General features: G+C 70.7%; 25 protein-coding genes. 10 read left to right on the top strand and 15 right to left on the bottom strand.

What is annotated here, in order from left to right; translation table 11 throughout:
- Nucleotides 1-2: 2 nt before the first annotated feature.
- Entirely contained in the window at nt 3-743 is a 741-nt protein-coding gene (locus OHA88_RS37110) for an acyltransferase (protein WP_328628720.1), read from the bottom strand.
- Nucleotides 744-921: 178 nt separating this feature from the next.
- On the opposite strand from OHA88_RS37110, the gene OHA88_RS37105 reads away from it, so the two are divergent.
- Nucleotides 922-1452: a gamma carbonic anhydrase family protein gene (locus OHA88_RS37105; RefSeq protein WP_328628719.1), complete on the top strand. Its 531-nt coding sequence runs from the start codon at nt 922-924 to the stop codon at nt 1450-1452.
- A 42-nt stretch (nt 1453-1494) separates the two neighbouring features.
- Here the strand turns inward: OHA88_RS37105 and OHA88_RS37100 are convergent, their stop codons facing one another.
- Entirely contained in the window at nt 1495-2154 is a 660-nt protein-coding gene (locus tag OHA88_RS37100; RefSeq protein WP_328628718.1) for a DedA family protein, read from the bottom strand.
- A 156-nt stretch (nt 2155-2310) separates the two neighbouring features.
- Entirely contained in the window at nt 2311-2748 is a 438-nt protein-coding gene (locus tag OHA88_RS37095) for a DUF4442 domain-containing protein (RefSeq protein WP_030976335.1), read from the bottom strand.
- A gap of 153 nt (nt 2749-2901) precedes the next feature.
- Here OHA88_RS37095 and OHA88_RS37090 point away from each other — a divergent pair, with 153 nt between their 5' ends.
- Complete coding sequence (locus tag OHA88_RS37090) at nt 2902-3975, top strand: hypothetical protein (protein ID WP_328628717.1); 1074 nt, start codon at nt 2902-2904, stop codon at nt 3973-3975.
- 94 nt (nt 3976-4069) lie between these two features.
- Complete coding sequence (locus OHA88_RS37085; protein WP_425899338.1) at nt 4070-5395, top strand: MFS transporter; 1326 nt, start codon at nt 4070-4072, stop codon at nt 5393-5395.
- Here OHA88_RS37085 and OHA88_RS37080 read toward each other — a convergent pair.
- The 4 genes from OHA88_RS37080 to OHA88_RS37065 form a co-directional block, all read right to left on the bottom strand.
- The gene (locus OHA88_RS37080) at nt 5357-6202 is read right to left on the bottom strand and encodes a spermidine synthase (RefSeq protein ID WP_328628715.1); all 846 of its coding nucleotides are present in this window, start codon (nt 6200-6202) and stop codon (nt 5357-5359) included. The genes OHA88_RS37085 and OHA88_RS37080 overlap by 39 nt on opposite strands.
- A 22-nt stretch (nt 6203-6224) precedes the next feature.
- Nucleotides 6225-7070: a patatin-like phospholipase family protein gene (locus tag OHA88_RS37075; RefSeq protein WP_328628714.1), complete on the bottom strand. Its 846-nt coding sequence runs from the start codon at nt 7068-7070 to the stop codon at nt 6225-6227.
- Nucleotides 7071-7156: 86 nt separating this feature from the next.
- Complete coding sequence (gene tuf / locus OHA88_RS37070; RefSeq protein WP_328628713.1) at nt 7157-8332, bottom strand: elongation factor Tu; 1176 nt, start codon at nt 8330-8332, stop codon at nt 7157-7159.
- A 94-nt stretch (nt 8333-8426) separates the two neighbouring features.
- A complete protein-coding gene (locus OHA88_RS37065; RefSeq protein ID WP_326602380.1) occupies nt 8427-8594 on the bottom strand; it encodes a hypothetical protein in 168 nt (55 codons plus the stop codon).
- Nucleotides 8595-8834: 240 nt separating this feature from the next.
- Between OHA88_RS37065 and OHA88_RS37060 the strand changes: the two genes are divergently transcribed.
- Together OHA88_RS37060 and OHA88_RS37055 are read left to right on the top strand one after the other, a co-directional pair.
- Complete coding sequence (locus OHA88_RS37060) at nt 8835-9548, top strand: TVP38/TMEM64 family protein (protein ID WP_328628712.1); 714 nt, start codon at nt 8835-8837, stop codon at nt 9546-9548.
- A 329-nt stretch (nt 9549-9877) separates the two neighbouring features.
- Nucleotides 9878-10750, top strand: coding sequence for an undecaprenyl-diphosphate phosphatase (locus OHA88_RS37055; RefSeq protein WP_328628711.1), 873 nt, complete (start codon nt 9878-9880; stop codon nt 10748-10750).
- 302 nt (nt 10751-11052) lie between these two features.
- On the opposite strand, the gene OHA88_RS37050 is transcribed toward OHA88_RS37055, so the two are convergent.
- The 3 genes from OHA88_RS37050 to OHA88_RS37040 all read right to left on the bottom strand — a co-directional run bounded on the left by OHA88_RS37050 (nt 11053) and on the right by OHA88_RS37040 (nt 13238).
- The gene (locus OHA88_RS37050) at nt 11053-11199 is read right to left on the bottom strand and encodes a hypothetical protein (protein WP_328628710.1); all 147 of its coding nucleotides are present in this window, start codon (nt 11197-11199) and stop codon (nt 11053-11055) included.
- Between the two features lie 484 nt (nt 11200-11683).
- Nucleotides 11684-12256: an RNA ligase 1 family protein gene (locus tag OHA88_RS37045; RefSeq protein ID WP_328628709.1), complete on the bottom strand. Its 573-nt coding sequence runs from the start codon at nt 12254-12256 to the stop codon at nt 11684-11686.
- 157 nt (nt 12257-12413) lie between these two features.
- Entirely contained in the window at nt 12414-13238 is an 825-nt protein-coding gene (locus OHA88_RS37040) for a hypothetical protein (RefSeq protein ID WP_328628708.1), read from the bottom strand.
- A gap of 434 nt (nt 13239-13672) precedes the next feature.
- Here OHA88_RS37040 and OHA88_RS37035 point away from each other — a divergent pair, with 434 nt between their 5' ends.
- Entirely contained in the window at nt 13673-15289 is a 1617-nt protein-coding gene (locus OHA88_RS37035) for a pectate lyase (protein WP_328628707.1), read from the top strand.
- Here the strand turns inward: OHA88_RS37035 and OHA88_RS37030 are convergent.
- Nucleotides 15286-16929, bottom strand: a complete 1644-nt coding sequence (locus tag OHA88_RS37030) for a transposase (protein WP_328628706.1) — start codon at nt 16927-16929, stop codon at nt 15286-15288. The two genes, OHA88_RS37035 and OHA88_RS37030, sit on opposite strands and share 4 nt — an antisense overlap.
- Entirely contained in the window at nt 16922-17500 is a 579-nt protein-coding gene (locus OHA88_RS37025; protein WP_328628705.1) for an IS607 family transposase, read from the bottom strand. The genes OHA88_RS37030 and OHA88_RS37025 overlap by 8 nt, the downstream gene beginning before the upstream one ends.
- 118 nt (nt 17501-17618) lie before the next feature.
- On the opposite strand from OHA88_RS37025, the gene OHA88_RS37020 reads away from it, so the two are divergent.
- The 4 genes from OHA88_RS37020 to lnt all read left to right on the top strand — a co-directional run bounded on the left by OHA88_RS37020 (nt 17619) and on the right by lnt (nt 21373).
- Complete coding sequence (locus OHA88_RS37020; RefSeq protein ID WP_328628704.1) at nt 17619-17780, top strand: hypothetical protein; 162 nt, start codon at nt 17619-17621, stop codon at nt 17778-17780.
- A gap of 313 nt (nt 17781-18093) precedes the next feature.
- Nucleotides 18094-18963, top strand: a complete 870-nt coding sequence (locus OHA88_RS37015; RefSeq protein ID WP_328629880.1) for a universal stress protein — start codon at nt 18094-18096, stop codon at nt 18961-18963.
- 149 nt (nt 18964-19112) lie between these two features.
- Nucleotides 19113-19610, top strand: coding sequence for a nuclear transport factor 2 family protein (locus OHA88_RS37010; RefSeq protein ID WP_328628703.1), 498 nt, complete (start codon nt 19113-19115; stop codon nt 19608-19610).
- Between the two features lie 116 nt (nt 19611-19726).
- Entirely contained in the window at nt 19727-21373 is a 1647-nt protein-coding gene (gene lnt, locus OHA88_RS37005) for an apolipoprotein N-acyltransferase (RefSeq protein WP_328628702.1), read from the top strand.
- 13 nt (nt 21374-21386) lie between these two features.
- Here lnt and OHA88_RS37000 read toward each other — a convergent pair whose 3' ends face one another.
- From OHA88_RS37000 to OHA88_RS36990, 3 genes are all read right to left on the bottom strand, one after another.
- Nucleotides 21387-21734, bottom strand: coding sequence for a hypothetical protein (locus OHA88_RS37000; protein ID WP_267006323.1), 348 nt, complete (start codon nt 21732-21734; stop codon nt 21387-21389).
- A 164-nt stretch (nt 21735-21898) separates the two neighbouring features.
- Complete coding sequence (locus OHA88_RS36995) at nt 21899-22798, bottom strand: Gfo/Idh/MocA family protein (RefSeq protein ID WP_328629879.1); 900 nt, start codon at nt 22796-22798, stop codon at nt 21899-21901.
- A 34-nt stretch (nt 22799-22832) separates the two neighbouring features.
- The gene (locus OHA88_RS36990) at nt 22833-24041 is read right to left on the bottom strand and encodes an FAD-dependent monooxygenase (protein ID WP_328628701.1); all 1209 of its coding nucleotides are present in this window, start codon (nt 24039-24041) and stop codon (nt 22833-22835) included.
- Nucleotides 24042-24046: the final 5 nt, after the last annotated feature.

The following is a 24046-nucleotide window of genomic DNA, read 5'->3' as shown; positions in this document are numbered from 1 at the left end:
CCTCAGGACCTTTCCTCGAGTTCCGCGACGGCCAGCAGCTGTTCGGGCGTGACATCGGCCGGGATCGGCACCGGAGCAGGGGTACGCAGGGGCGGCTGCCAGCCCTTCACCGGGTCCCAGCTGCGTACGACACGTGCCGGCGCCCCGGCCACCACCGCGTGGTCGGGCACCTCTCCGCGTACCACCGCGCCTGCCGCGACCACGACGTTGCGGCCGAGCCGGGCCCCCGGCAGGATCACCGCACCCGTGCCGATCCAGCAGCCCGGCCCGATGGCGACCGGCTCCATGCGTGGCCACTGTCTGCCGACCGGCTCGTGCGGATCGTCGTAGCTGTGGTTGGTGGACGTGATGTACACGTACGGCCCGCAGTACGTGTTCGAGCCGATGGTCACCGTGGTGTCGGCGACGACATGACTGCCGCGGCCGAGCACCACGCCGTCCCCCAGGGTCAGGATCGGCTCGGAGCCGAGGTCCAGGTCCGGCATCAGTCCGGCAGTCAGGGTGACCTGCTCACCGATGATGCAGTGGCCGCCGAGCTCGATCCACGGCTCACCGAAGACGGTGCCCTGCGGGAAGGCCAGTCGGGTCCCTTCACCGATGCGGCCGAAGCGGAGCCCGCCCGGGTGCTGCGCGGTGATCGCGCCTGCTTCCTGGATCGCACGCCAACCGCGATGGACGGCGCGGGACAGGACACGGCGCCGCCAGGCGGTGAGGGATGAGAACGTGTTGCTGTTCTTCGGCACTCGCTCACGGTAGTCGGCACGGCCGGAACGATCACCGCGGTGTCCTGTGATGTTCACCCCACTCCGCGGCGCGGGAACGGCCTTCGCATACCGTTCCCCTGGCTCGACCGAGCCAGGGGAACGAACAACGGCGGCCGGACCACGCGGCCGAACGAACCGGAGCACGGAGGAACGGGCGATGGCAGAGCAGGCGTTGATCACGGGCATGGGCGGCCACGAACCGGACATCGACGTGGCGGCCTTCGCCGCACCGACGTCCGTCGTGATCGGCGAGGTCACCATGGCCGCGGGCTCCAGCGCGTGGTACCAGGCGGTGCTGCGGGCCGACTGCGCTCCCATCACCATCGGTGCCGACAGCAACATCCAGGACAACTGCAGCGTCCATGCCGACCCCGGCTTCCCCGTCACGGTCGGCGAGCGCGTCTCGGTCGGCCACAACGCGGTACTGCACGGCTGCACCGTCGAGGACGACGTCCTGGTCGGCATGGGGGCCACGGTTCTCAATGGGGCGCACATCGGCGCCGGTTCGCTGATCGCCGCTCAGGCGCTGGTACCGCAGGGGATGCAGGTGCCGCCCGGTTCGCTCGTCGCGGGCGTGCCGGCCAAGGTCAAGCGCGAGCTGACCGAGGAGGAGCTCGAGGGCATCAAGTTCAACGCGGTGGGCTACGTCGAGCTGGCCAAGGCGCACCGCCGGGCGCATCAGGGCTGAGCGCCGTACGAGCCGTCGGCCCGAGGCAGCCGGGCCGGCGACTCAGTCCGCCGCCGGCACCGTTTCCGGCTCGGCTGCGGTGCGCTCCCCGGACTGCGCCGCCGCCTTCTTGGCGCGGCTCTTGAGGACCAGCATCGAGGTCAGCCCGATCAGCAGCGCGACCACCAGTCCGAGCCAGGAGAAGCGCTTCAGCCAGGCCTCGGCGACGACCCCCACCGAGTAGATGACGGCCGTGGTGCCGCCCGCCCAGACGATGCCGCCGAGCACATTGGCGATCAGGAACTTCCAGTACGGCATCCGCAGGACGCCGGCCAGCGGTCCGGCGAAGATACGCAGCAGTGCGACGAAGCGGCCGAAGAACACCGCCCACATGCCCCACTTCTGGAACGACCGTTCCGCCATGGCGATCTGGTCCGCACCGAAGTGTTTGGGGAACTTGCCGCCGAGCCACGCGAGCAGCGGCCGGCCGCCCCTGCGCCCGATCGCGTACCCGATCGAGTCCCCGATGATCGCTCCGGCGGAGGCGCAGGCGCCGAGGATCACCGGGTTGATGCCGCTGTGCCCGGCGGCCAGCAGTGCCGCGCTGACGAGGACGATCTCACCGGGCAGCGGAATGCCCAGGCTCTCCAGACCGATGACGACGCCCACCAGGACGTACACGCTGACCGCGGGGACCGTCTCCAGCCACTCCTGGATGTGCAACGCCGATTCCTCCCGTACTGATGTGCTGTCGCCCGCCGGGCAACTCCTCGGCGCACGCCGGGCAGCCTACCCGTCGCACCACCTGCCCGGACAGCGCGAAGGGCCGCCCCACGCCCTCGTCAGGGGTGGGACGGCCCAGGTCGGGCGATGCGGTCCTCAGGCGTTCGGGCGGAGCGTCCAGACGACGGTCATCTCACCGGTCACCGCACCGTCCGCGCGCTGGATCTCGATGGTGACGGGGAATTCGGGCCGCTTGCCCTCGTCGAGTTCGGCGACGACGTCCGCCACCGGCCGGCCCAGGGTCGCGGTCGCGGTGACGACACCCATCGCCAGCTTCTTGTAGCCGATCTCCGCCTTCACGGCGAGCGGTACGGCGCGCGACATCTGGTCGCCGAAGGCGGCGATGACGATCGCGCCGCTCGCCGACTCGGCGAGCGTGAACATCGCTCCGGCATGCGGTCCGCCGACGTGGTTGTGGTAGTCGGCCTGGTCGGGCATGCGGACGACCGCACGCTCCGCGGTCGTCTCGAGGAACTCCAGATTGAGGGTCCTGGCCATCGGAACGGTGGCGACGAGCATGTCTCCGACTGTCATCTGTTCAGCGCTCATGCGCCGAATGTTACTCACGAGTAGAACTGTTTGACCACCCCCACTCGCCTCAGGGCGACCACGTGGCGGCCACCTTGACCGTGCCCTCACGGGGGCGGCCGTAGCCGACCGGCCGCCACCCCTCTATCGTTACTCGCCATGTGGCCAGGACAGCAGCCGCCCGGGGGCGAGCAGAACCCGCAGGACCAGAGTCAGAACCCGTATCAGCAGCCGGGGTACCAGCAGCCGAATCCCTATCAGCAGCCGGGATATCAGCAGCAGGGCCAGCCCGGTTACCCGCAGCAGGGGCAGCAGCCGGGTTATCCGCAGCAGGGGCAGCCGGGATATCCGCAGCCGAACCCGTACCAGCAGCCGACCGTGCCGCAGTACGCGGTGCCCGGTGCGCCGCAGCCGGGCGACAACAAGAAGAAGTCGACGACCGTCGTCGCGATCGTCGCGGCCACCGCCGTGGTCGTGGCCGCCGTGGTCACCGGTGTCGTGGTGATGAACAAGAAGGACGACAAGGGCGGCACGGACGTCGCCGGTGGCGGGAAGTCGTCGTCCTCCCCGAAGCCGTCCGACGGCGCGTCCTCGCCCGAGGCGAACCCGCGCGGCACCGACGGGGACGCCAAGCCCCTCATCGCCGGCTGGAAGGTCGTCACCAACCCCAAGTGGGGCACCCAGTTCGACGTGCCCGGTGACTGGGAGGTCGCCGCACCCGGAATATTCTCCTTCTTCGAGGACGACAAGAAGGGGGACGGGTCGCCCGCGGTCGGCTTCTCCGCACCGGCGTACTACAAGAGCAAGTGGTGCGTCGACGATGCCGACAAGGACGGCACCAAGGAGGACATGAGCCTGGCCGGGGTCGGCACCAAGGGCGCCCAGGGTGCGAAGAGCACCGACGAGGCCGCAACGAACGAGGCCGCGAACTGGGTGTGGGCCGCCTACGCGCAGCACATGCCGAAGGGCACTATCAAGATCGGCAAGCCCAAGCCGTACACCACCAAGTCCGGTGTCACCGGCAGTGTCGTCACGGCCACCGCGCCCGGCGTCACCAAGAAGAAGAAGTGCGACAGCGACGGCAAGTCGATCGCGTTCTCCTTCAAGAACAAGAACGGTGAGTACTCCTCGTGGATCCTCTACGCCGGAGCGGACGTGGAGGGCGAACTGCCGGACACCACGATCCAGAAGATCCTCAGCACCTTGCGGCTCACGGACGTCACCAAGTCCTGACGCACGTCTGATCGGCTCCTGATCCACATCCGCTCCGCGTACCGCCCGGGCAGTGCATTTGGCAGGTCGGGGTCCGGACAGGGATAGTCCCTTGGTGACTCCCGCTTCCGTTCCCCCGTCCCGCATGCGCCGCCCTGCCTGGGCCGGGCGCAACTACAGTCTGCTGACCGCCGCCGCGATCATCACGGGCCTGGGGACCCATGGCGCGTTGATCGCGGCGGCTTTCGCCGTTCTGGAGTCCGGCGGTGACGGCGGCGACGTCGGCCTGGTCGCCGCTGCCCGTACCGCACCTCTGGTCGTCTTCCTGCTCATCGGCGGTGCCATCGCCGACCGGCTGCCGCGCCACCGCGTGATGGTCGCGGCGAACGCCCTCAACTGCGTCTCACAGGCCGCCTTCGCCTGGCTGGTCCTGGCCGGCGATCCGAAGCTGTGGCAGATGATGGTGCTCACCGCGGCGTGCGGCACCGGGCAGGCCTTCTTCAACCCGGCGGCCGAGGGCATGCTGATGTCCAGCGTCAGCGGCGAACAGGCCAGCCGCGCCTTCGCTCTCTTCCGGATGTCGATGCACGGCGCCGCCATCGGTGGTGCGGCGCTCGGCGGCGCCATGATCGCGGCGATGAACCCGGGCTGGGTTCTGGCCGTCGACGCCGCGGCGTTCGCGGTGGCCGGGGCGCTGCGCGCCTTCCTCGATGTCGCTCACATCCCGTCGCGCGCACCGGGCGGCGGGCTGCTCTCGGATCTGCGCGAAGGCTGGCAGGAGTTCATCGGCCGCCCCTGGCTGTGGTCCATCGTGGCGCAGTTCTCGGTGGTGGTGGCGGTGGTCGGGGCCGCAGAGTCGGTGTACGGGCCGCTGGTCGCCAGGGACGAGCTCGGCGGCGCCCGCCCCTGGGGTTTCGCGCTCGCGACATTCGGGGTCGGCACGCTGTGCGGGGCGCTGCTGATGATGCGCTGGAGGCCCCGGCGGCTGCTGCTCGCCGGGACGCTCTGCGTCTTCCCGCTCGCCCTGCCCTCGGCGGCGCTGGCGGTACCGCTGCCGGTGGCCGGGCTCAGCGCGGTGATGTTCGTCAGCGGCGTCGCCATCGAGGTGTTCGGGGTCTCCTGGATGACGGCCATGCACCAGGAGATCCCGGAGGAGAAGCTGTCGCGTGTCTCGGCGTACGACTGGTTCGGATCGGTGGCGATGCTGCCCCTGGCCACCGCGGTCGCCGGTCCGGTGGAAGGCCTGGTCGGGCGAGGTCAGGCGCTCTGGGGCTGCGCGGTGCTGGTCGTGCTGGTCACGGGGGCCGTGCTGTTCGTACCCGACGTACGCAACCTCACCCGCCGGACGGCCGCCACGGTGCCGGTGGCCGCAGGGCCGTCCGCCGCAGCCGGGAAGGCGTCGTCAGCCGACGCTGAAGGCGCCGTCGGGCGGCTCGGGTGACGGCACTGCGTCGGCGTCCCCGACCGGCCTGGCCGCCCCGATGAGCCGGTCCAGCGCGGCGCCGTGCTCGACCCGGGCCGGAAAGGCGTCGGCCGCGCAGCGGCGGGCCAGGGTCGCGATGTCGAAGGGGCTGCGGGAGGCGACCAGGACGACGTTCCCGAAGCGCCTGCCGCGCAGCACCGCCGGTTCGGCGATCACAGCGAGCTCGTCGAAGACGGCCGCGAAGTTGGCGAGCTGCGAGCGGAGGAAGCCGAAGGGCGCGCTGTCGGCGAGGTTGGCGGCATAGACGCCGTCGTCCCGCAGCGCCCGCCCGGCCGCCCTCGCGTACTCGACCGAGGTGAGGTGCGCGGGCACACGGGAGCCGCCGAAGACATCCGCGATCAGCACGTCCACGGACCCGGCCGGTGTCTCCTCCAGCAGACCGCGGGCGTCCGTGGCGTGCACGGTGACCCCGCTGCCGTCGGGGACCGGCAGCTGCTCGGTGACCAGGGCGAGGAGGCCGCGGTCGGCCTCGGCCACGATCTGCCGGGAGCCCGGCCGGGTCGCGGCGACATAGCGGGGCAGGGTGAGTGCGCCGCCGCCGAGGTGGAGTACGTCGAGGGGCGCGTCCGGCTCCCCGGCGCAGTCCAGGACATGGGCGAGCCGTCGCGCGTACTCGAACTCCACATGGGCCGGATCGTCGAGGTCGACGTACGACTGGGGTGCACCGTCGACGGTGAGCAGCCAGGCCCGGTCCCGGTCCACATCGGGAAGCAGTCTGGCGGTGCCCTGATCCACGTCCCGGATCACAGGTATCGGCTCGTTCACCCTTCCATTGTGGGGTGCGGGTTCAGTCGTTCAGAACCGCGGCGACCTTCTCGGTGTGCGCCGCGGACTGGGCGAGTCCGGCTCGTGCGGCGGCCGCCCGGCGGCTCGGGTCGAGGGGGTTGCGGCCGAATGCCTTCCTGGCGGCCGCGTCCGGGGTGATGACGGCGACCCGGGCGCCCCTCGCTTCGAGGTCGGTGGCCTGGGACCGGGGCGAGACGATCACCTTGTTGCCACTGGCCGTCGGTGCGATGACGACGACGCGCTCGCATCCGGCGGCGAGATGGGCGTTGGCCGGGGAGTACACCCCGCCGTCGATCCAGTCCTGACCGTCGATGGTGGCAACCGGCCAGACCGCGGGAACGGCGCAGCTGGCGGTGACGGCGTCCGCGAGCGGGACGCCGCTGTCCCTGTCGAACGTGTGGAGTTCCCCGGTGGCCGCGTGGACGGCGGTGATGCGCAGCTGCCGCTCGGGCCACTCGGGCGTCAGGAGCCGGCTCGCGATCAGAGCCCGCCGATCGGCCGCGGTGATTCCGGTCCGGGCCTCCCGCGCCATCCGGGCCAGCTTCTGCCCGTAGGCCTCGGGGCTGCCCGCGGTCAGCACGGCCCGGGCGTAACGCATGAGCGTGGCCGTGCCGAGCCTGCCGCCGGTCTCGCCCTGCGGATCGGCGATCTGGCGGGCGTACAGTTCCGGGAGGCCGAGCAGTCCGGAGGCGAGCTGGGCACCGACGACGGCCCCGGCGGAGCTGCCGATGATGAGGCCGGCGGTGGACAGGTCCACACCCGCCTCGGCGAGTCCGTACAGGATCCCGGTCTCCCAGGCGCTTCCGGTGACGCCGCCGGCTCCGAGCACCAGTGCAATGTCTGCCATGCCGTCAGTCTTGCGCATGGCAACGGACCTGTCCCCCGCCTCCCGTGGGGCGCGGGGGGCAGGTCCGTTGCGTGAGCGGATGCGGATCAGAGCAGAGCGGTCACGGTGCCCGCGCCGACCGTGCGGCCGCCCTCCCGGATCGCGAAGCCGAGGCCGGACTCCAGCGGGGTGTCACGGCCCAGCTCGACGGTCATGGTGACCGTGTCGCCGGGGCGCGCCACTGCCGCTTCGCCGAGGTCGATGTCGCCGACCACGTCCGCGGTACGGATGAAGAACTGCGGCCGGTAGCCGGTGGCCACCGGTGTGGTCCGGCCGCCCTCCCGCGCCGACAGGATGTACACCTGCGCGGTGAAGCGACGGCTGGGCGTCACGCTGCCCGGCGCCGCCACCACATGGCCGCGGCGGACCCGGTCGCGCTCCACCCCACGCACGAGCAGCGCCACGTTGTCGCCGGCCTGCGCGGACTCCATCGGCTTCCCGAAGGTCTCCAGACCGGTGACGACCGTCTCGATGTCCGCCCCGAGCACGGACACCCGGTCGCCGACACGGACGGTGCCGCGCTCGACGGCCCCGGTGACGACCGTGCCCCGGCCGGTGATGGTCAGGACGTTCTCCACGGGCAGCAGGAACGGCGCGTCGGTGTAGCGCACCGGCATCGGTACGTACGTGTCGACGGCGTCCAGCAGCGCCTCGACGGACCCGGTCCAGCGCGGGTCGCCGGCCAGCGCCTTCAGACCCGACACCCGGACGACGGGGACACCGTCGCCGCCGTAGCCGTGCGCGGAGAGCAGCTCGCGGACCTCCAGCTCGACCAGGTCGGTCAGCTCGGGGTCGCCCGCGTCGGCCTTGTTGAGGGCGACGACGATGTGGTCGACGCCGACCTGACGGGCGAGCAGGACGTGCTCGGCGGTCTGCGGCATGATCCCGTCGACCGCGGACACGACGAGGATCGCCCCGTCGAGCTGCGCGGCGCCGGTGACCATGTTCTTGACGTAGTCGGCATGGCCGGGCATGTCGACGTGCGCGTAGTGGCGGGTGTCGGTCTCGTACTCGACGTGCGCGATGTTGATGGTGATGCCGCGCTGCGCCTCCTCGGGCGCCCGGTCGATCCGGTCGAACGAGACGTACGAGGTGCTGCTGCCGGCACGGTCGCTGAGGACCTTGGTGATGGCCGCGGTCAGGGTGGTCTTGCCGTGGTCGACGTGGCCCATGGTGCCGATGTTGAGGTGCGGCTTGGTGCGCACGTATGCCGTCTTGGGCATGGCTCGATTCCTTCTGGATACGAAGCTGAGAGAGAAGACCCCAGGGCCCTGCCGACCCTCCCCTTACGGGGTCCGCCGGACTGTCGGGGGAGGGTCAGCTTCGGGCGCCGCCGAAGGGCGCTGCGGCAGCGACGAACGCTGCTGCGTCAACTGCTGCTGCGGCAGCGGCGAACGCGGCGGCAGCATCGAAAGCGGGGACGACGGCAGCCTTCGGCGCGTCCGCGACTGCGGACTGCGCTGCGAGGAAGGCGTACCGGAACATGGGTCCGATCATGGCCGACGGCCGCGGACCCGTCGAATGGTTTTCTCTCCGTGCGTTCCGGCAGCCCCGGCACGGGAGTTCGTCCCGGGCCGACCGGCTTCGGAGCTGCTTCGTGTCCGCGCCCCTGCAGCAGCGAGGGCCGGTCCCGGACGCTGTCGGCGAAGTCCCGTCCTGCCGACGGGGCGGCCCGTACGGGGCACATTACGGCGATCACACAAGGGTGTCGGTTAGTCTCCCCGAATGCTCGACCCCGCCCCCGACACCCGGTCCGCCACCGGCCTGGCCGTGCGCTGTTCGAGGGCGCTGCGCTCGCCCTGGTCCCGGTTCTCGCTGCTCGTGGTGCTGCTGCTGGCCGCCGCGGCGACCATGCTGCTCCTCGAACCGCAGCGGTTGCTGGCCACCGGCTGGCCGGCCCGGCTGAGCAGCGGCGGCGCTGCGGTTGCGCTGTTCGGCGTCGTGTACGGGGTGTGCACCGTGGCGTTCGTACCGCGGCCGCTCCTCAACCTGGCCGCGGGGGCGCTCTTCGGTGCGCAGGCCGGTCTGGCCGCCGCGCTGGCGGGCACGGTGCTGGGCGCGGGCATCTCGTTCGGCCTGGGCAGGGTGCTGGGGCAGGACGCGCTCCGTACGCTGCTGCGCGGGCGCTGGCTGAAGGCGGCGGACGGGCAGCTGAGCCGGCACGGCTTCCGTTCGATGCTGGCCCTGCGGCTCTTCCCGGGCGTGCCGTTCGCGGCCGCCAACTACTGCGCCGCGGTGTCGCGGATGGGGTATCCGCCGTTCCTGATGGCCACCGGCATCGGTTCCGTCCCGAACACCGCCGCATACGTCGTCGCGGGCAGCGAGGCCTCGTCGCCGACTTCGCCCGCGTTCCTGGCCGCGATGGGCTTCATCGTGCTGACGGGGATCGGCGCGGCCGCCGTGGCCTGGCGCAAGCGGCACCGCCTCGGTGCGAAATGACCGGCGTGCAGGGCAAGAGGCACAGTTCCGCCACGGAATGATCGGCGGGCGGCGCCGGCGCAACCGTCTCGACGCCGAACGACCTGGCGGGCGGCGTCGGCGAGCCGCCCGTGCGCCCGCTGAACGGGAGCAGGCACAGCGCCGGCTCCGGTCGATGGCCGGGGGCAGCCGTCACCCCGTTCACCCAAGGGCGATACGCTGCCCGCGCACGACAGACGATCATCGGGCCCGCCGTGGCCCTTCCCTCACATGACCGCACTCCGCACGTTGCCGACGGCCCTGCTGTCCGTCGGCCGATGCACGATGACTTCCGGGATGGCCAAAGCCCCATGAGCTGGTTCGAATCGTTCGTCCTGGGCCTCGTTCAGGGACTGACCGAGTTCCTGCCGATCTCCTCCAGCGCGCACCTGCGGCTGACCGCTGCGTTCGCCGGCTGGCACGATCCGGGTGCGGCGTTCACCGCCATCACCCAGATCGGCACCGAGGCGGCCGTCCTCATCTACTTCCGCAAGGACATCGCGCGGATCGTCTCGGCCTGGTTCCGCTCGCTGACCAACCGGTCGATGCGCAGCAACCACGACGCCCAGATGGGCTGGCTGGTCATCGTCGGCTCCATCCCGATCGGCGTCCTCGGCGTGACCTTCAAGGACCAGATCGAAGGTCCCTTCCGCGACCTGCGGCTCATCGCCACCACCCTGATCGTCATGGGCATCGTCCTCGGCATCGCCGACCGACTCGCGGCCCGGGACGAGACCGGCGGCAAGCACCGAGCCATCAAGGAGCGGAAGTCCCTCAAGGAGCTGGGCGTCAAGGACGGTCTGATCTTCGGCTTCTGCCAGGCGATGGCCCTGATCCCGGGTGTCTCCCGCTCGGGCGCCACGATCAGCGGTGGTCTGCTGATGGGCTACACCCGCGAGGCGGCGGCCCGCTACTCGTTCCTGCTCGCGATCCCGGCGGTGCTCGCCTCGGGCGTCTTCGAGCTGAAGGACGCGAGCGAGGGGCACGTGTCGTGGGCTCCGACGATCTTCGCGACGTTCATCGCCTTCGGCGTGGGGTACGCCGTGATCGCATGGTTCATGAAGTTCATCACGACCAAGAGCTTCATGCCGTTCGTCATCTACCGCGTGCTGCTGGGCGTGCTGCTGTTCGCCCTGGTGGGGGCCGGTGTGCTGAGCCCGCACGCGGGTGAGTCGGCGGGCTAGTACGGCGTCGGGCCTGATCAGGGCGGGGCGATCCACCCGGAACGGTGGTTCGACCGCCGGTTCGAGGCGGGTAGGGGCCCTCTGTGCGGGCGAGTCCACGCGGTCGAGGGCGACCGCTGACAGGTCGTAGTAGCCCGCTCCACGCTGATGTCGCGTGCCGCAGGAGTACGGGATCCGGTCTGCGAGCTGTCGCTGCGACGGATGAATCCCCTGCCCGATCCAGAACACCTCGAGCCGGGTCGCCTCGTGCGAGACGAAGCGACCCGGCCTACTGGGTGACGCCGAAGCGGGAGAGGGCTGCGTCAGTCAGTGTCGACTGCCGGCAGGTCGGGGGGCGCGACGAACAGGCCCGCGTACTGCGGCCGCGGCGGCTCGACACGGTCGAGGGCAACCGTGGCGCCCATGTCCTCGGCGCTGTCGTCCGCGCGGCGCGGTGAAGCGTCAGCCATCAAGTCTCCTGTGCATAGCGGTCGTTGTGAGGGCTCCGAGCCCGAGAAGGCTGCGGCTGGTGTCCGGCGACGGCGCCTCTGCACCACTCCGGCGGCACACCAGGGCATCCGGATCATCCGGCGGGGCCTGCAGGGAGTATCCACCAGGACACGTCGTGCCGTCAGCACCGGGCCTGCCACCCCGCTCTTCCGTACCGTTCCTGCCCTCCGGGCGGGGCGGCCGGCCAGGCCCGTATCCCCCTTCGGCGCACGTTCTCGGCAGCTCCTCAGTCACCGGACAGGGTGCGCTGTCGCGCCGGAGGACGACCTGGACGGCATCGCACATGACGGAGTTCGAGTCTCCAGAGTTCTCGATCTTCAGGGTGACGCGTTGGACCTGCCACCGTTGACCGTCGATGTCGAAGCACAGGCCGACGGAGGGAAGTTGGCGCATCGTGAAGAGGGCCCGCCCCTTCGCCTGGAGTGGGCCGGGGCAGCACCGGTCTCATGACCGGTCCGGGGGGAAGTCGCGCGCCTTGATCTTCGCCATCCGCCCGTCGGGGTGGTGCCAGACGATGCCCTCGCACCCGTCGGCCGTGGCCAGGGCCAGCGCGGCGCTCCGGATGCCCTCGAAGGTCAGCTCCGGCACGGCGACGTCCCGCGCGAGGGCGTGCTCGACAAGGAGATGGACGTCGCTGCGCTCCGGGTTTCCGTTGATCTTCGGGCCGACCAGTTCGAAGGTCCCGGTGATTCCCTCGCAGGGTCCGATGTTCCGGACCGCCTCTGCGTGGAACTTCGCGAATGACGACTGGCCGATCGGCTCCCAGCCGACCGTCCTGCCGGTTGCGTCGTCGGTGGAAATGACCACGTAGTCCGGCGGCGATGCCTTGCCGGGTTTCACCTCGCGCCGCGCCCACCAGTCGCCTGCTTCGTCGAGCATCACGCACGTGCCGTCGTACTTGCGGGTCGCGCGCCCTTCCCCGGCGAGCACCCACTCGCAGCCGGGCGTCACCTCCGGCAGCACGCGCGCGGGGCGAGCAGTGAAGTCGCGGACGAACATGGTGGGAATCTTGTTCATGCCGGAAGTCTCCCGGCTGACCGGCCGGCCTGCACGCGGATTCCGCCCACGGGCGGCTGTCCGGCTTCGGTGGCCGGCCTCATCGGTCCACCACCACGGACCGGCGGACGGCTACCGCACAGGTCAGAGGTCAGGCCGGCTCTCGGTACGCGTCGACTCAGTACGCGACGACCGCCCATATCAGCGCCCCGACGACGGCCGCCGCGTAGCACCCCACGGCGGCGCGGACGAGGGTGCGTCGGGTGGAGACGCTCCACGGCGTGCCGGCCAGTACCCTGGCCAGCACGGGCAGCACAAGGATCGCGTGCAGGCTGACTCCGTGCAGCGGTTTGAGTGATGCCGTGGAGGCGTAACCGGCCAACTGGTGCCCGGTGCGCGTCAGATAGACGCCGCGGGCGATCATCGCAGCGCCCGCCAGCAGCCCGACGACAAGGATCGCAAAGCCGGCCCGCAGTGCGAGCGCCATCCCGGCCGGCCCTTCGGGGCGCCGGACGAACGAGGCCGCCGCCAGGGCGGTGAGGATGACGACCAACGCTCCCCCGCCGACGGCCAGCGACATCGAGACCGCCGTGTTGAAGGGCGTCTCCATGTTGAAGTGGGACGGTACGCCGCGCCAGGCCTGGAGTGTGATGCCGGCGACCTCCAGCACGCAGTCGGCGGCGAACACCGCGAGCAGCACGGTACGGGTGCGGGCGGGTAGGCGTACGTACGAGGCCACCCAGCAGATCGCGATGAGCGTCAGGCCGAAGGAGAGCCCGAAAGTGACGGGCTTGCGCCAGGAGACCGGGCCGTCCCAGGGACCGCCGTCGACGGCGAAGACGATCAGGTGCAGCAGCCCGGAGACGACGAGCACCGCGCCGGTCGCGTAACAGAGCCGCTCCACCGGGCTCGGCTTCCGCCCTGTGGGCGCGGTCGGCGGTGAGTCGGGCGTACTGCTGTGGGCCGGTTCCGTCCTGGTGGATGCTGCGGGCTGGTTCTCCATGTCCGGAGCATCCCTCGGAGGGTGTGCGGCCGTCGTCGTACGTCCGGAGGCAGTCGCCGTACGCCCTCCGGAGTACCGCGATCACCCGTCTCCGGATGACCTCAGGCCGTGGCCACCGAGTCGCTCACGAGGGCTGCGCATATCTCTGCGTGACGACCGGCGGGTTCCGCTCGGACGCTGAACTCGACTCCTGAAGTCCAGATACCCGAACTCCTGCGTCGGATATGACCGATTAACTCCTCCAAGGCTCCACATACATGAACTCCATTGTTGTGTATGACCTCTTGGCTCCGCCATCGCATGGTGCTAGAACTCCTTTCGCATGGCGAGCGAGATCCTCGGATCACGCTGCGTCATGCCCAGGACCGCCTCCCCGCGGCCCCTCATTCGCGTTTCGCCACCAGAGTGGAGGCAGTCGTTCGATGCAATTGCCAGTGAGCCGTCGCACCTTCTCCCGCCTCGCTGTCGCACCGGCAGCGGCACTTGTGATCGGATCGGCCGGGCGCGCCTCGGCCGCCGGTGATACGCCCCGCACCGCACCCGCACCCGCTTCCGCTTCCGCCTCCGCACGGACGCGCGGCGAGATCGCGGCGGCGGTTGACCGCGTCACCACGTTCATGGACGAGCACGTCTCCTACGGCGGCGGCTACGTCTGGAGCTACCTTCCGGACCTCTCGACCACCTGGGGCGAGATGGAAGCCCGGCGCACCATGTGCTGGATCCAGCCGCCCGGCACCCCGTCCGTCGGCCACAGCCTGCTCGACGCCTACCACGCCACCGGATCGGAGGCCTGCTACCGGGCGGCCAAGCGCACCGGGCTGGCCCTTGCCGACGCCCAACTGGCGTGCGGCGGCTGGAACTACATCCACGACACGGCGGGCCAGGGTTCGCTGCGGAAGTGGTACGAGACCATCGGCGCCAACGGGTGGCGCCTGGAGGAGTTCCAGCACTTCTACGGCAACGCGACGTTCGACGACGCGGCGACCTCGACCGCCGCCCAGCTGATCCTCCGGCTCCAACTGGAGCGGCCCCACCCCAAGTTCGAGGCCTCCCTGGACCGTGCGATCCGCTTCGTCGTCGCGGCGCAGTACCGCGGCGGTGTCGCCGACGGCGGCTGGCCACAGCGTTTCCCGTCCTTCTCCGGCTCCGTCGAGCAGACGCCCTGGCCGGACGAGCTGCCGTCGTGGCTGCCGTCCGGCATCAGGCACGGCATGGAGGACGGCGACTACACCGGACATGTGACCTTCAACGACAACGTGCTCGGCGAGAACATCAAGTTCCTGCTCATGTGCATCACCGCCCTTGGACGCCGGGACCTGATCCCCAACGTCCGGCGGGCCATGGCCTGTCTCCATCGCATGCAGCAGCCGGGGCCGCAGGCCGGCTGGGGGCTCCAGCACCTCGCCCGCGCAGCAGGCGGACGACCGGCCGGCGCTCCCGCCGGCGCCCGGTCCTACGAGCCGCGGGCACTGGTCACCCACACCACTCAGACCAACGTGTCGCAGCTCTTCGCCTACTTCCGGCTCACCGGTGACCACGAGTTCCTGCGCCGGGTCCCGGACGCCATAGCCTGGCTGGAGAGCTGCCGGCTCACGGACCGGCAGAAGGCGGAGAACCCGCTGCTGGCCTCCAGCACGCACCCGACCTTCGTCGAACTGGGCACCAACCGCGCCCGCTTCGTACACCGCTTCGGCTCCAACATCCGCAACGGCGCCTATTACAACGACCACGACCACCGGGACACCCCGAGCCACTACGGCGGCGGCCGCAAGGTCGACACTGCCGCGCTGCGCGCGACGTACGAGGAACTCATGGGGATGAGCCGGTCCGAGGTCGCCGACCTCAAGGCCCGCTCGCCCCTCTCGGCCCACGGCAGGCGTGGACTGCCGGACTACTTCTCGATGAGCGACCTCAGTCTCGACGACCTGTTCCGGCACGCCGATCTGTCGCTGCCGACCGTGACCCAGGCGCAGGCCGACGCCGTCGTCGAGGGTCTCGGCGGCCGCGATCACTGGCTGGCGCCCATCGGTTCGATCACCAACCGTTCCTAAACAGTGTCCAGGAGGGAGCCTTGTGCCCACGTCCCAGTACTGCGCGCATCCCGAACGGTTTTGGATGCGCTGATCCCCCGCGTTCTCGTTGTCCCTGTCCGGCAACGCGCATCGTGTGCACGCTCCGCGACGGGGCGGCGGGTTTCCTCACGCCCTCGGTCACCAGGATCGGCCTGGACGGTCCGATGCCCAGCATCATCTCTCTGGTGATGCTGGGGCGGTGCCGTCCGTCGCCGGATCGGGTGCCCGAGGGCGCGCCTGCCAATGGCCACCGAGGCGGCGTCATGGCGAGTCATGCTGCGAGTCCTGCTGATCAGGGGCTTGCGCCAGTGCTGGTCGCCCCACATCGAGGTGTATGCCGGGTCGACGGCGACGATGGCGATGCCGTGTTCGGCGGCCATGGAGACAATGCGGGCCTTGAGCTTGCCGGTGGGCATACCGGAGATGAGTTGCCGGAACCGCTTGTTGCGGCCGTGCTTCTCGCGGGTCTTCTCGGCGGCGAAGTCCAGGTTTTCGATGCCGATCGCCTGCGCGCCGGTCTGCTTGGTCCAGTGCAGGAGGCGAGTCAGGGCGTGCCGGATCTGGGCGTCGCGGTGCTCGGCGGTGCCGGACAGGTCGTAGGGGAAGCGGCGCGGGTCGCCGACCGGGTTGCCGTGCCGGTCGAGCCGGTATGCGGCGAAGTGGTCGGCATTCGTGTCGACGCCGACCATGCCCCGGGCCCGGGCGGTCTCCAACGGGATGGTCTGCACGGCGGGCCTGGCCCACGAAGCGGTGAGGTACCAGCGGCCTCGCTCCACGTCGAGGTGGATGCGGTAGGCGACGGCACGGTTGGCCTCGGTGCGGTCGTGCCACTCGTCCCCACGGTGCGCGAACGCGACCTTGGAGGTAAGGACGTACCGGCCATGCTTACTGTTGGCCAGGTGGGCGAGCGGGGCGGGCAGCTTGATCGACACTTCGCCGTCAGGGGTGACGCGGATCGTCTCGTTCCCGAAGCGTTTTCCGGACTCGCCGTCTGCGGCGAGGAACCAGCGCTCAGCCTCCCAACGCTGACGCCACTCGCGCTCGGTGAGCTGCGCGGCCTGAAGGTTGTGCCGGTTCTTGAGCAGCCGCCGGCCGCCGCGAACGACACGGACATGTCCGGTCTTCCAGTCGCCGCGGGCCACGTAGAGGCGGTGTTCCAGGGTGGCCAGGCGGCGGGACTTGCGGAACCACTCGCCCGTGGACCGGTACCCGCCCGGCACCCGCTTGCTGCCTTTCTCCCCGATCGGGAGGGACAGGCGGTGCCGCAGCGTGCGGATACCGGCCTCAAGGTTCTGGACATGGGCGAGCAGACAGCGTCGGGCCAGGCCGTACTGGTCGTGCGTGGCCTTCGTGATCGCACCCGCGATACGCGACGACGACTGCTCGGTCAGGTCACGCTTCCGCGATGCCCACGCGTCGTTGTCGTGCTTGTGCCCGGCTTCGCAACGGGCCTTGAGGTCGCCAGAGGCCAGGCGGCCCTGGTGCTCGCCGACCAGACGCAACACCTTCTCGTCCTTTGGTGTGAGGTGCTTGAGGCGGTCGCGTAACGCCACACCGGACGGGCCGACAGCAACGAACGGCGGGGCGATGGTGCGGAGCTGCTTCTTCTTGTCAGCCATCGGCAGCCGCCGCTTCCAGTGCCTTCTTGGCACGGTTCTTCGCACTGCGGCGGCCGTACAGGCGGGCACAGAACGAGGTCAGAACCTCCACCATGTCGCGCACCAGGTCGTCTTCGGCCTCGCCGTCATCCAGCACAACGAGTCGACGGCCGGTTGCAGCCAGAGCGGCCTCAACGAGTTCGACGTTCATGCGGCCCAACCGGTCTTTGTGCTCCACCACTACGGTCGTCACCGCCGGGTCGGCCAGCAGGCGACGGGCCTTGGCACGGGCGCCGTTCATGCCCGAAGCGATCTCGGATTCGACGCGCACGACCTTATGCCCGGCCTTCGCGGCCCATGCCGACAAGCGTGCGGTCTGCCGCTCCAGGTCGGCCTTCTGATCGTGGGAGGAGACGCGCGCGTACAGTCCCACGCCACCGGTCACGGACGGTGAGGTGTTCGCGTCGATGTTCACCAGGATCGTGCGCGGCCCCACTCGCTCCGCAGGGACCGGCAGCGTGCCCTCACGGAACCAGCGGTACGCAGTACGCGGGGCGACCCCCTGTGCGCGTGCCCATTCCGTCAGGTTCACACACCAGATCATACGACACTCACGACACCTAAAGGACACTTATAGACACTTAGTCGAGAACAGTTCCTGCCCCTACCGGGGTTCGGCACCCGCGACACCGTACGACGGCAAGGCCTATATGAGCCGCAATGTGGGCGACCTCTACGACACCTCGCCCTACGACCCGCTCAAGCCACCCGTGGAATCCCCCTATACGCCGCAGGCCAGTCCGCTGGGAATCACCACGTCGGACTTCATCAAGAATCTGGGCACCCTCACGGCGTACATCGCCGGCAGCTGATACGCACGCCGCTCCGCCCTGACGGCGACCGTTGCCGGATCGCCCTCATCCTGAAGCGCGTCGCAGAAGCCCCCGAAGTCGACAGTCCGGAGAGACCGGAAAACCTGTCCGCTCGCGCCCTTCCGCGACGCGCTTCAGTGCTTCGCACCGCTTCGCTGTTCGCTCTTCGGCTGCTCCTGCGCCGGACGCCGACCGGCCGTAGCGTACGGAACACGACCGGGGTGATTCGGGGCGGACACGGCCAAGAGTCCATGCCAAATGCCCCGTACACGTATCAACCTGGGACGTGTACCGCTGGACCCTGGAGGACGCCATGACCACCGCCGAGCTTCCTGTGATCGCCGCCGTCGACGGTTCGTGGCGCAGCTACGAGGCGCTCGAGTGGGCCGCGTGCGACGCCGTCCGGAGAGGGCTTGCGCTGACGATCGTGCATGTCAGGCCGCTCAATCGGCGTATCAGCCAGGAGGCGCAGCGGCGCGAGGCCGAGGAACTGCTCGCGGAGTCCGTGGGCCGGGTGGCGCAGGTCGCTCCGACCCTGCACACGTCGACCCTCGCCCCGATGGACTTCCCGGCGGCGGCGCTGACCGCGCTGAGCGAGCACGCGTCGTTGCTGGTACTGGGCTCGCGCGGGCTGGGCGGGTTCCGGTCACTGCTGATCGGCTCGAACAGTCTGACGACTGCCTCGATGGCCAAATGTCCCGTCGTCGTCGTTCGCAGTGGCCGGGCGGACGAGGAGGGGGCGGAGGCGGGGGCGGCGGAGACGTTCACGGACATTGTCGCGGGGGTGGCCGCCGACGAAAGCAGTGAGGCGGTGCTGGACTTCGCGTTCGAGGCCGCCATGGCCCGGCCCGGAGCGCGCCTGCGGATCGTGCACGGCTGGACGATGTTCTCGTCGATGCTCTCCGGCGGTCCCGTCTTCGACCGGGATGCGGCGGCGGGCGCGGCCGAGCGGACCCTCGCGGAGCTCACCGCCGGGCGGCCTGAGAGGTATCCGCAGGTCGAAGTTGTGCAGGAGCCGGTCCACGGGTCCGCGTCCCACACCCTGGTCACGGCGTCGGCGACCGCCGCCCTCACGGTGATCGGGCGGCGCAGGGGCGGCGAAGAGCTTGGATTCGGGCTGTCCCCGGTGGCGCAGACGACGCTCACTCATGCGCTGGGGCCGGTGGCCGTGGTCCCCTGCTGAGACGGACACGGGTGGTGCGGGTTCCGGCCGGGGCGTTCCCGTTGTCCGGGCTCCCGGTCCGGGGTTCCGGGCGACCGGATCATGGTCGGACATGGCGCCGCGCGTGCACAGCCCTTGGCGTCTGCGGTCGGCGGGCACACACTGGCCGAATGACGCAGCGCGTGGCTCTCGCGACCGTGATGGACCAGCTGTCCATCGACGCAGTGATCACCGGCTATGCGGTGGCGGTGGACGACGGCTCCTGGCAGGACTACCGGGACCTGTTCACCCCGGACGGCCGCGCCGACTACCGCAGCGCGGGCGGTGTCGAGGGGCCGGCCGCCGAGGTCGCGCACTGGCTCGCGGAGACGCTGCGGATCTTCCCCGTACGCCAGCACCTGATCGTCAACCGCCGGCTCGACCTCCAGGACCTGGGCGGTTACCCCGGTGACCGCGCCGATGTGCGGGCCGACTACCTGAACCCCATGCGGCTGGAGGGTGCACAGGACGGCGGTGGCACCGCAGCCTCCGACACCACCGCGCCGAACTTCGCCTCCGGCGGCCGGTACGCCTTCGGGATGTTGCGTACGGACGTCGGCTGGCGGATCCGTACGGTGACCGTCCACGAGAAGTGGCGCAGCCTCTCCGGCTCCCTCGCACCGAGCTGAGCCGCGCAGGTCCGCACCCGGCCCGCACGCAGGCCTGGCCGCACCTGTTCCGCTCGCCCCACACTGGGTAAGGAGAAGGGCAGCACTGCTCACCGGTCAGGTCGAGGAGGCGCGGTATGCGGATTCCGGTCGGTCGGCGTGAGCAGCGGGAGCGGTTCCTCCGGTCACCCTGGTGGCGCGGCGGTGGAGCCCTGCTCGTCGGGGCACTGCCCGCGCTCGCCTTCCCCGCCGCGTCGCTGTGGTGGTTCGCCTACGTCGCGCTGGTGCCCTGGCTGCTGCTGATCCGCTCGGCCGGTACCGCGCGCCGGGCGGCGCTCGACGGCTGGCTCGGCGGGACGGGCTACCTGCTCGCCGTGCACCAATGGCTGGTGCCGAGTCTGCATGTGTTCATCGTCGTTCTCGCGGCGCTGCTCGGTCTGCTGTGGGCGCCCTGGGGCCTGCTGGTGTCCCGGATGCTCGGCGGCGCCCCGTCCGTCGCGACGGCCGCGGCAGCCGTGGTCGTGGTGCCTTCCGGCTGGCTGATCATCGAGCTGGCCCGCTCCTGGGAGGCGCTCGGCGGTCCTTGGGGGCTCCTCGGCGCGAGCCAGTGGCAGGTGCCCGCGGCGCTCCGGGTGGCATCGGTCGGCGCCGTGTGGCTGGTGAGTCTTCTGGTGGTGGCGGTGAACACCGCGGTCACCCTGCTGTTCCTGACGTCCGGCGCACGGACGGCCGCAGCGGTCGGCATCGTGGTGTGCGCGCTGGCCGTGGGCGCGATATGGACGTGGGCACCGCAGCCGGAGCAGTCGGGCGTGGCCCGGATCGCCGTCGTGCAACCGGGGGTCGTTTCGGGGCCGAACAGCGTGGCGCTCCGCTTCGCGCGCAGCGAGCAGCTGACCCGCACGCTGGCGGGCCGCGACGTCGATCTGGTGGTGTGGGGCGAGAGCAGTGTCGGCCAGGATCTGTCCCGGCGGCCGGACCTGGCCGCGCGGATCGCGAAACTCTCGCGCGAGGTCGGCGCGGATGTGCTGGTGAACGAGGACGCCCGGCACACCGACACGTCGGGCCGCACGGGGATCTTCAAGAGCGCGGTGCTGGTGGGACCGGACGGCCCGACCGGGGACCGCTACGACAAAATGCGTCTGGTGCCGTTCGGTGAGTACATCCCGGCCCGTTCGGTGCTCGGCTGGGTGACGTCGGTGGGCAAGGCGGCGGGCGAGGACCGGCTGCGCGGCACCCGGCAGGTGGTGATGTCCGTTCCCGAGCCGCCTCGCACGGACCGATCCACCGGGTCCCCCAACAAGGTCCGCGCCCCGGAGCACACTCTGCGGATCGGGCCGCTGGTCTGCTTCGAGTCGGCGTTCCCCGACATGAGCAGGCAGCTGACCCGAGACGGGGCACAGCTGCTGATCGCCCAGTCGTCCACCTCTACGTTCCAGCACACCTGGGCGCCGGAGCAGCACGCCTCGCTCGGCGCCCTGCGGGCCGCCGAGAACGGCCGCCCGATGGTGCATGCCACGCTCACCGGCGTCAGCACGGTGTACGGCCCGCAGGGCGGGCGGGTCGGGACGCCGCTGGGCACGGATACGAGCGGGGCCGCCGTCTTCGACGTACCGCTGGCCAGTGGCAGCACCCTCTATGTGAGGCTGGGCGACTGGCCGGTGCACGGCGCGCTGGCCGTGCTGGCGGCATTCTGCGCCTACGAGGGCGTCCGGTCACTGCGGCGGCACAACCCGGCGGAGCCGGTCGGTGCCGCGCGTCCGAAGGCCGGCGTACCCGGTCACTGACCGGGCACTCACGCTATGACGGGCCGTTCACGGAGACGATCTGCCCCTGCGCGTCGACGGTGAGCGCGACCCGCTCGACCTTGTTCTTCACGGCGAGCACCATCCACACGGCGCCCCACAGGAAGCAGCTGAACACCATCAGGAGGGCGTGCAGCACGTGGTTGAGCGGCTGCCCCCTGACCATCACGACCTGTGTCTCGGCCCGGGACTCCACCCGCCAGCCGGTTGCGATCCGCTGATTGACCGCCCAGTCGAGGATCAGGCTGCGCTGTGTCGCATCGGGGGGCCGCCCGTCCGCCGAGTAGTAGCCGGGCGGTGGCTGGAGCGCACCCCATCCCTGTGGCTCGTCGTGAGGCTTCACGAGGTCACCTCCACGGGCCGGCGGTCCATTGCCCTCAGCCTGCCCCGGGCCCGAGCGGGACGCATCCGGAGCGGATCGGAACCCGTTCTGACCTGCGGATTCCGCTGTGAACGGTCCGCTGTGGCGCGGTGCGCCAGGGGTTTCCGACCTGATCCGCCGGCCCCCTAGGCACAGTCCAGGTCACGCAGGATGCGCTCGCACAACTCGTGGGTCTCAAGAGCGTCCCGGGCGCTCAGCAGTTTTCCGGCCCGCACGGCGTCCAGGAAGGTCAGCACGCTCTGCTCGACACCGCGCTGACGGGCCACCGGCACCCAGTCTCCGCGTCGCCGTACGCTCGGCTGCCCCTTGTGGTCGATCACCTCTGCGAGGTTCACCACCTCGCGCTTGGAGTCCTGTCCGGAGACCTCGAGCCGCTCCTCCGTCGAGCCGCTGAGCCGGTTCATCGCACCGATGGCGGTGAACCCGTCGCCGGACAGCTGCAGCACGACATGGTGCATCAGCCCGTCGCGGATCCTGGCCCGTACGACGGTGTGCTCGACCGGGCCCGGCACCAGGAAGCGCAGGGTGTCGACGACATGGATGAAGTCGTCGAGCACCATGGCCCGCGGCTCCTCGGGCAGACCCACCCGGTTCTTCTGCATCAGGATCAGTTCGCGGGGGTGCTCGATGCACTGCGCATAGCCGGGCGCCAGCCGCCGGTTGAAGCCGACGGCCAGGCTGACACCGCGCTCCTCGGCGAGGTGCACCAGCCGCTCGGAATCGGCGAGTTCGTAGGCGAGCGGCTTGTCGATGTACGTGGGAACACCGGCATCGAGCAGTCGGCCGGCGATCTCCGGGTGTGCGGAGGTCGGAGCATGGACGAACGCGGCGTCCAGGCCCTCGGCGATCAGCGAGTCGAGATCGGTGTGGCACTGCTCCGGCGGGATCCGGTGGGTCTCGGCGACGGCGGCCAGGGTGGCGGGGGTGCGGGTCTGCAGATGCAGTTCGACCCCGGGCAGGGTGGTGAGTACCGGCAGATACGCCTTCTGCGCGATGTCGCCGAGCCCGATGCAGCCGACCTTCACAGGGGTCTCCCTCTCGCCCATGACCCGCCCGTGGCTACCGCTGCGACATGGGCGTGTTCCTCGTCCCGGCAGCATACGTGTGCTGCGGCGGCCGCCAGTCGGCGATGCCGTCGAAGGTGCGCAGGACGAGGCCGGGCCCGAACCGGGAGACGGCGGACATCAGGGTGTCGCGCAGCGCGACGGCAGGAGGGCTGGTCAGGCGCATCAGCCTGGTCACCTGGGCGGCCTTGTGGACGATGCCGCCGGTACGCGGGACCCGGTCCGTGCTGTATGCGGCGAGGGCCGCCGCCAGGTCGCCGTCGGGCGCCGCGTGGTGGGCGAGCACGATGCCGTCCTCGATGGCCTGGTTGCCGCCCTGGCCGAGCGTGGGCGCCATGGCGTGCGCGCAGTCGCCGACCAGGACGGTGCGGCCCCGGTGGAACGCCGGCAGAGGGTCGATCAGATGGTGCACGTCGTTGCGGAGAATCCGGTCGGGTTCGACGGCGGCGATGATTCCGGGGATCGGGTCGTGCCAGCCGCCGAACCGGCGCAGCAGCTCGGCCTTCTCGTCGTCGGCCCGCGCTCCGGCCGGTGCGACCGCGGCGGCGTACGCGTAGATCCGGCCGTCCTTGAGCGGCTGGGTGCCCCAGAGGGCGCCGCGGCCCCAGGTCTCGTGCGGGGCGAAGGGCTTCCCGGGCGCGGGGGCGACGACGCGCCAGGTGGTGAAGCCGGCGTACGACGGTCCGGGGTGGGCGGGGAAGAGCAGGGAGCGTACGGCCGAGTTGATGCCGTCGGCGCCGACGACGAGGTCGGCCTCGATGTTCCCGGTCGGCGTTGCGACGACGGCCCGGGCACCGCCCGCGGTGCCCGGGTCCACGAGTTCCGCCGCCGCCCCGGTACGGACAGCGGATGCGGGCAGTTCGGCGGCGAGGACATCGATCAGGGTGGCGCGGTGCACCAGGACGATCGGGCCGCCGAACCGCTCGGTCGCGGCGGCGCTGTCGGTCCGGGCGAGCCAGCGGCCGTCCGGTCTGCGCATCCCGCCGTCGCCCTGCCAGGCGGCCAGGGCCCTGATCCGGTCACCGAGGCCGATCACGTCCAGGGCGCGCTGGGAGTTGGGCGCGAGGCCGATGCCGGCGCCGACGGGCTCCAGGGAGGCGGCCCGCTCCATGACGGTGACCTGCCAGCCGCGCCGGTGCAGGGCCACGGCGGCGGTCAGACCGCCGATTCCGCTGCCGATGACGACCGCATGGGGCTTGGCCATGACTC

It is taken from the genome of Streptomyces sp. NBC_00353 (assembly GCF_036108815.1).
In the GTDB taxonomy this organism is placed as follows: Bacteria; Actinomycetota; Actinomycetes; order Streptomycetales; family Streptomycetaceae; genus Streptomyces.
This window is presented reverse-complemented; position numbering and strand designations above follow the sequence as displayed.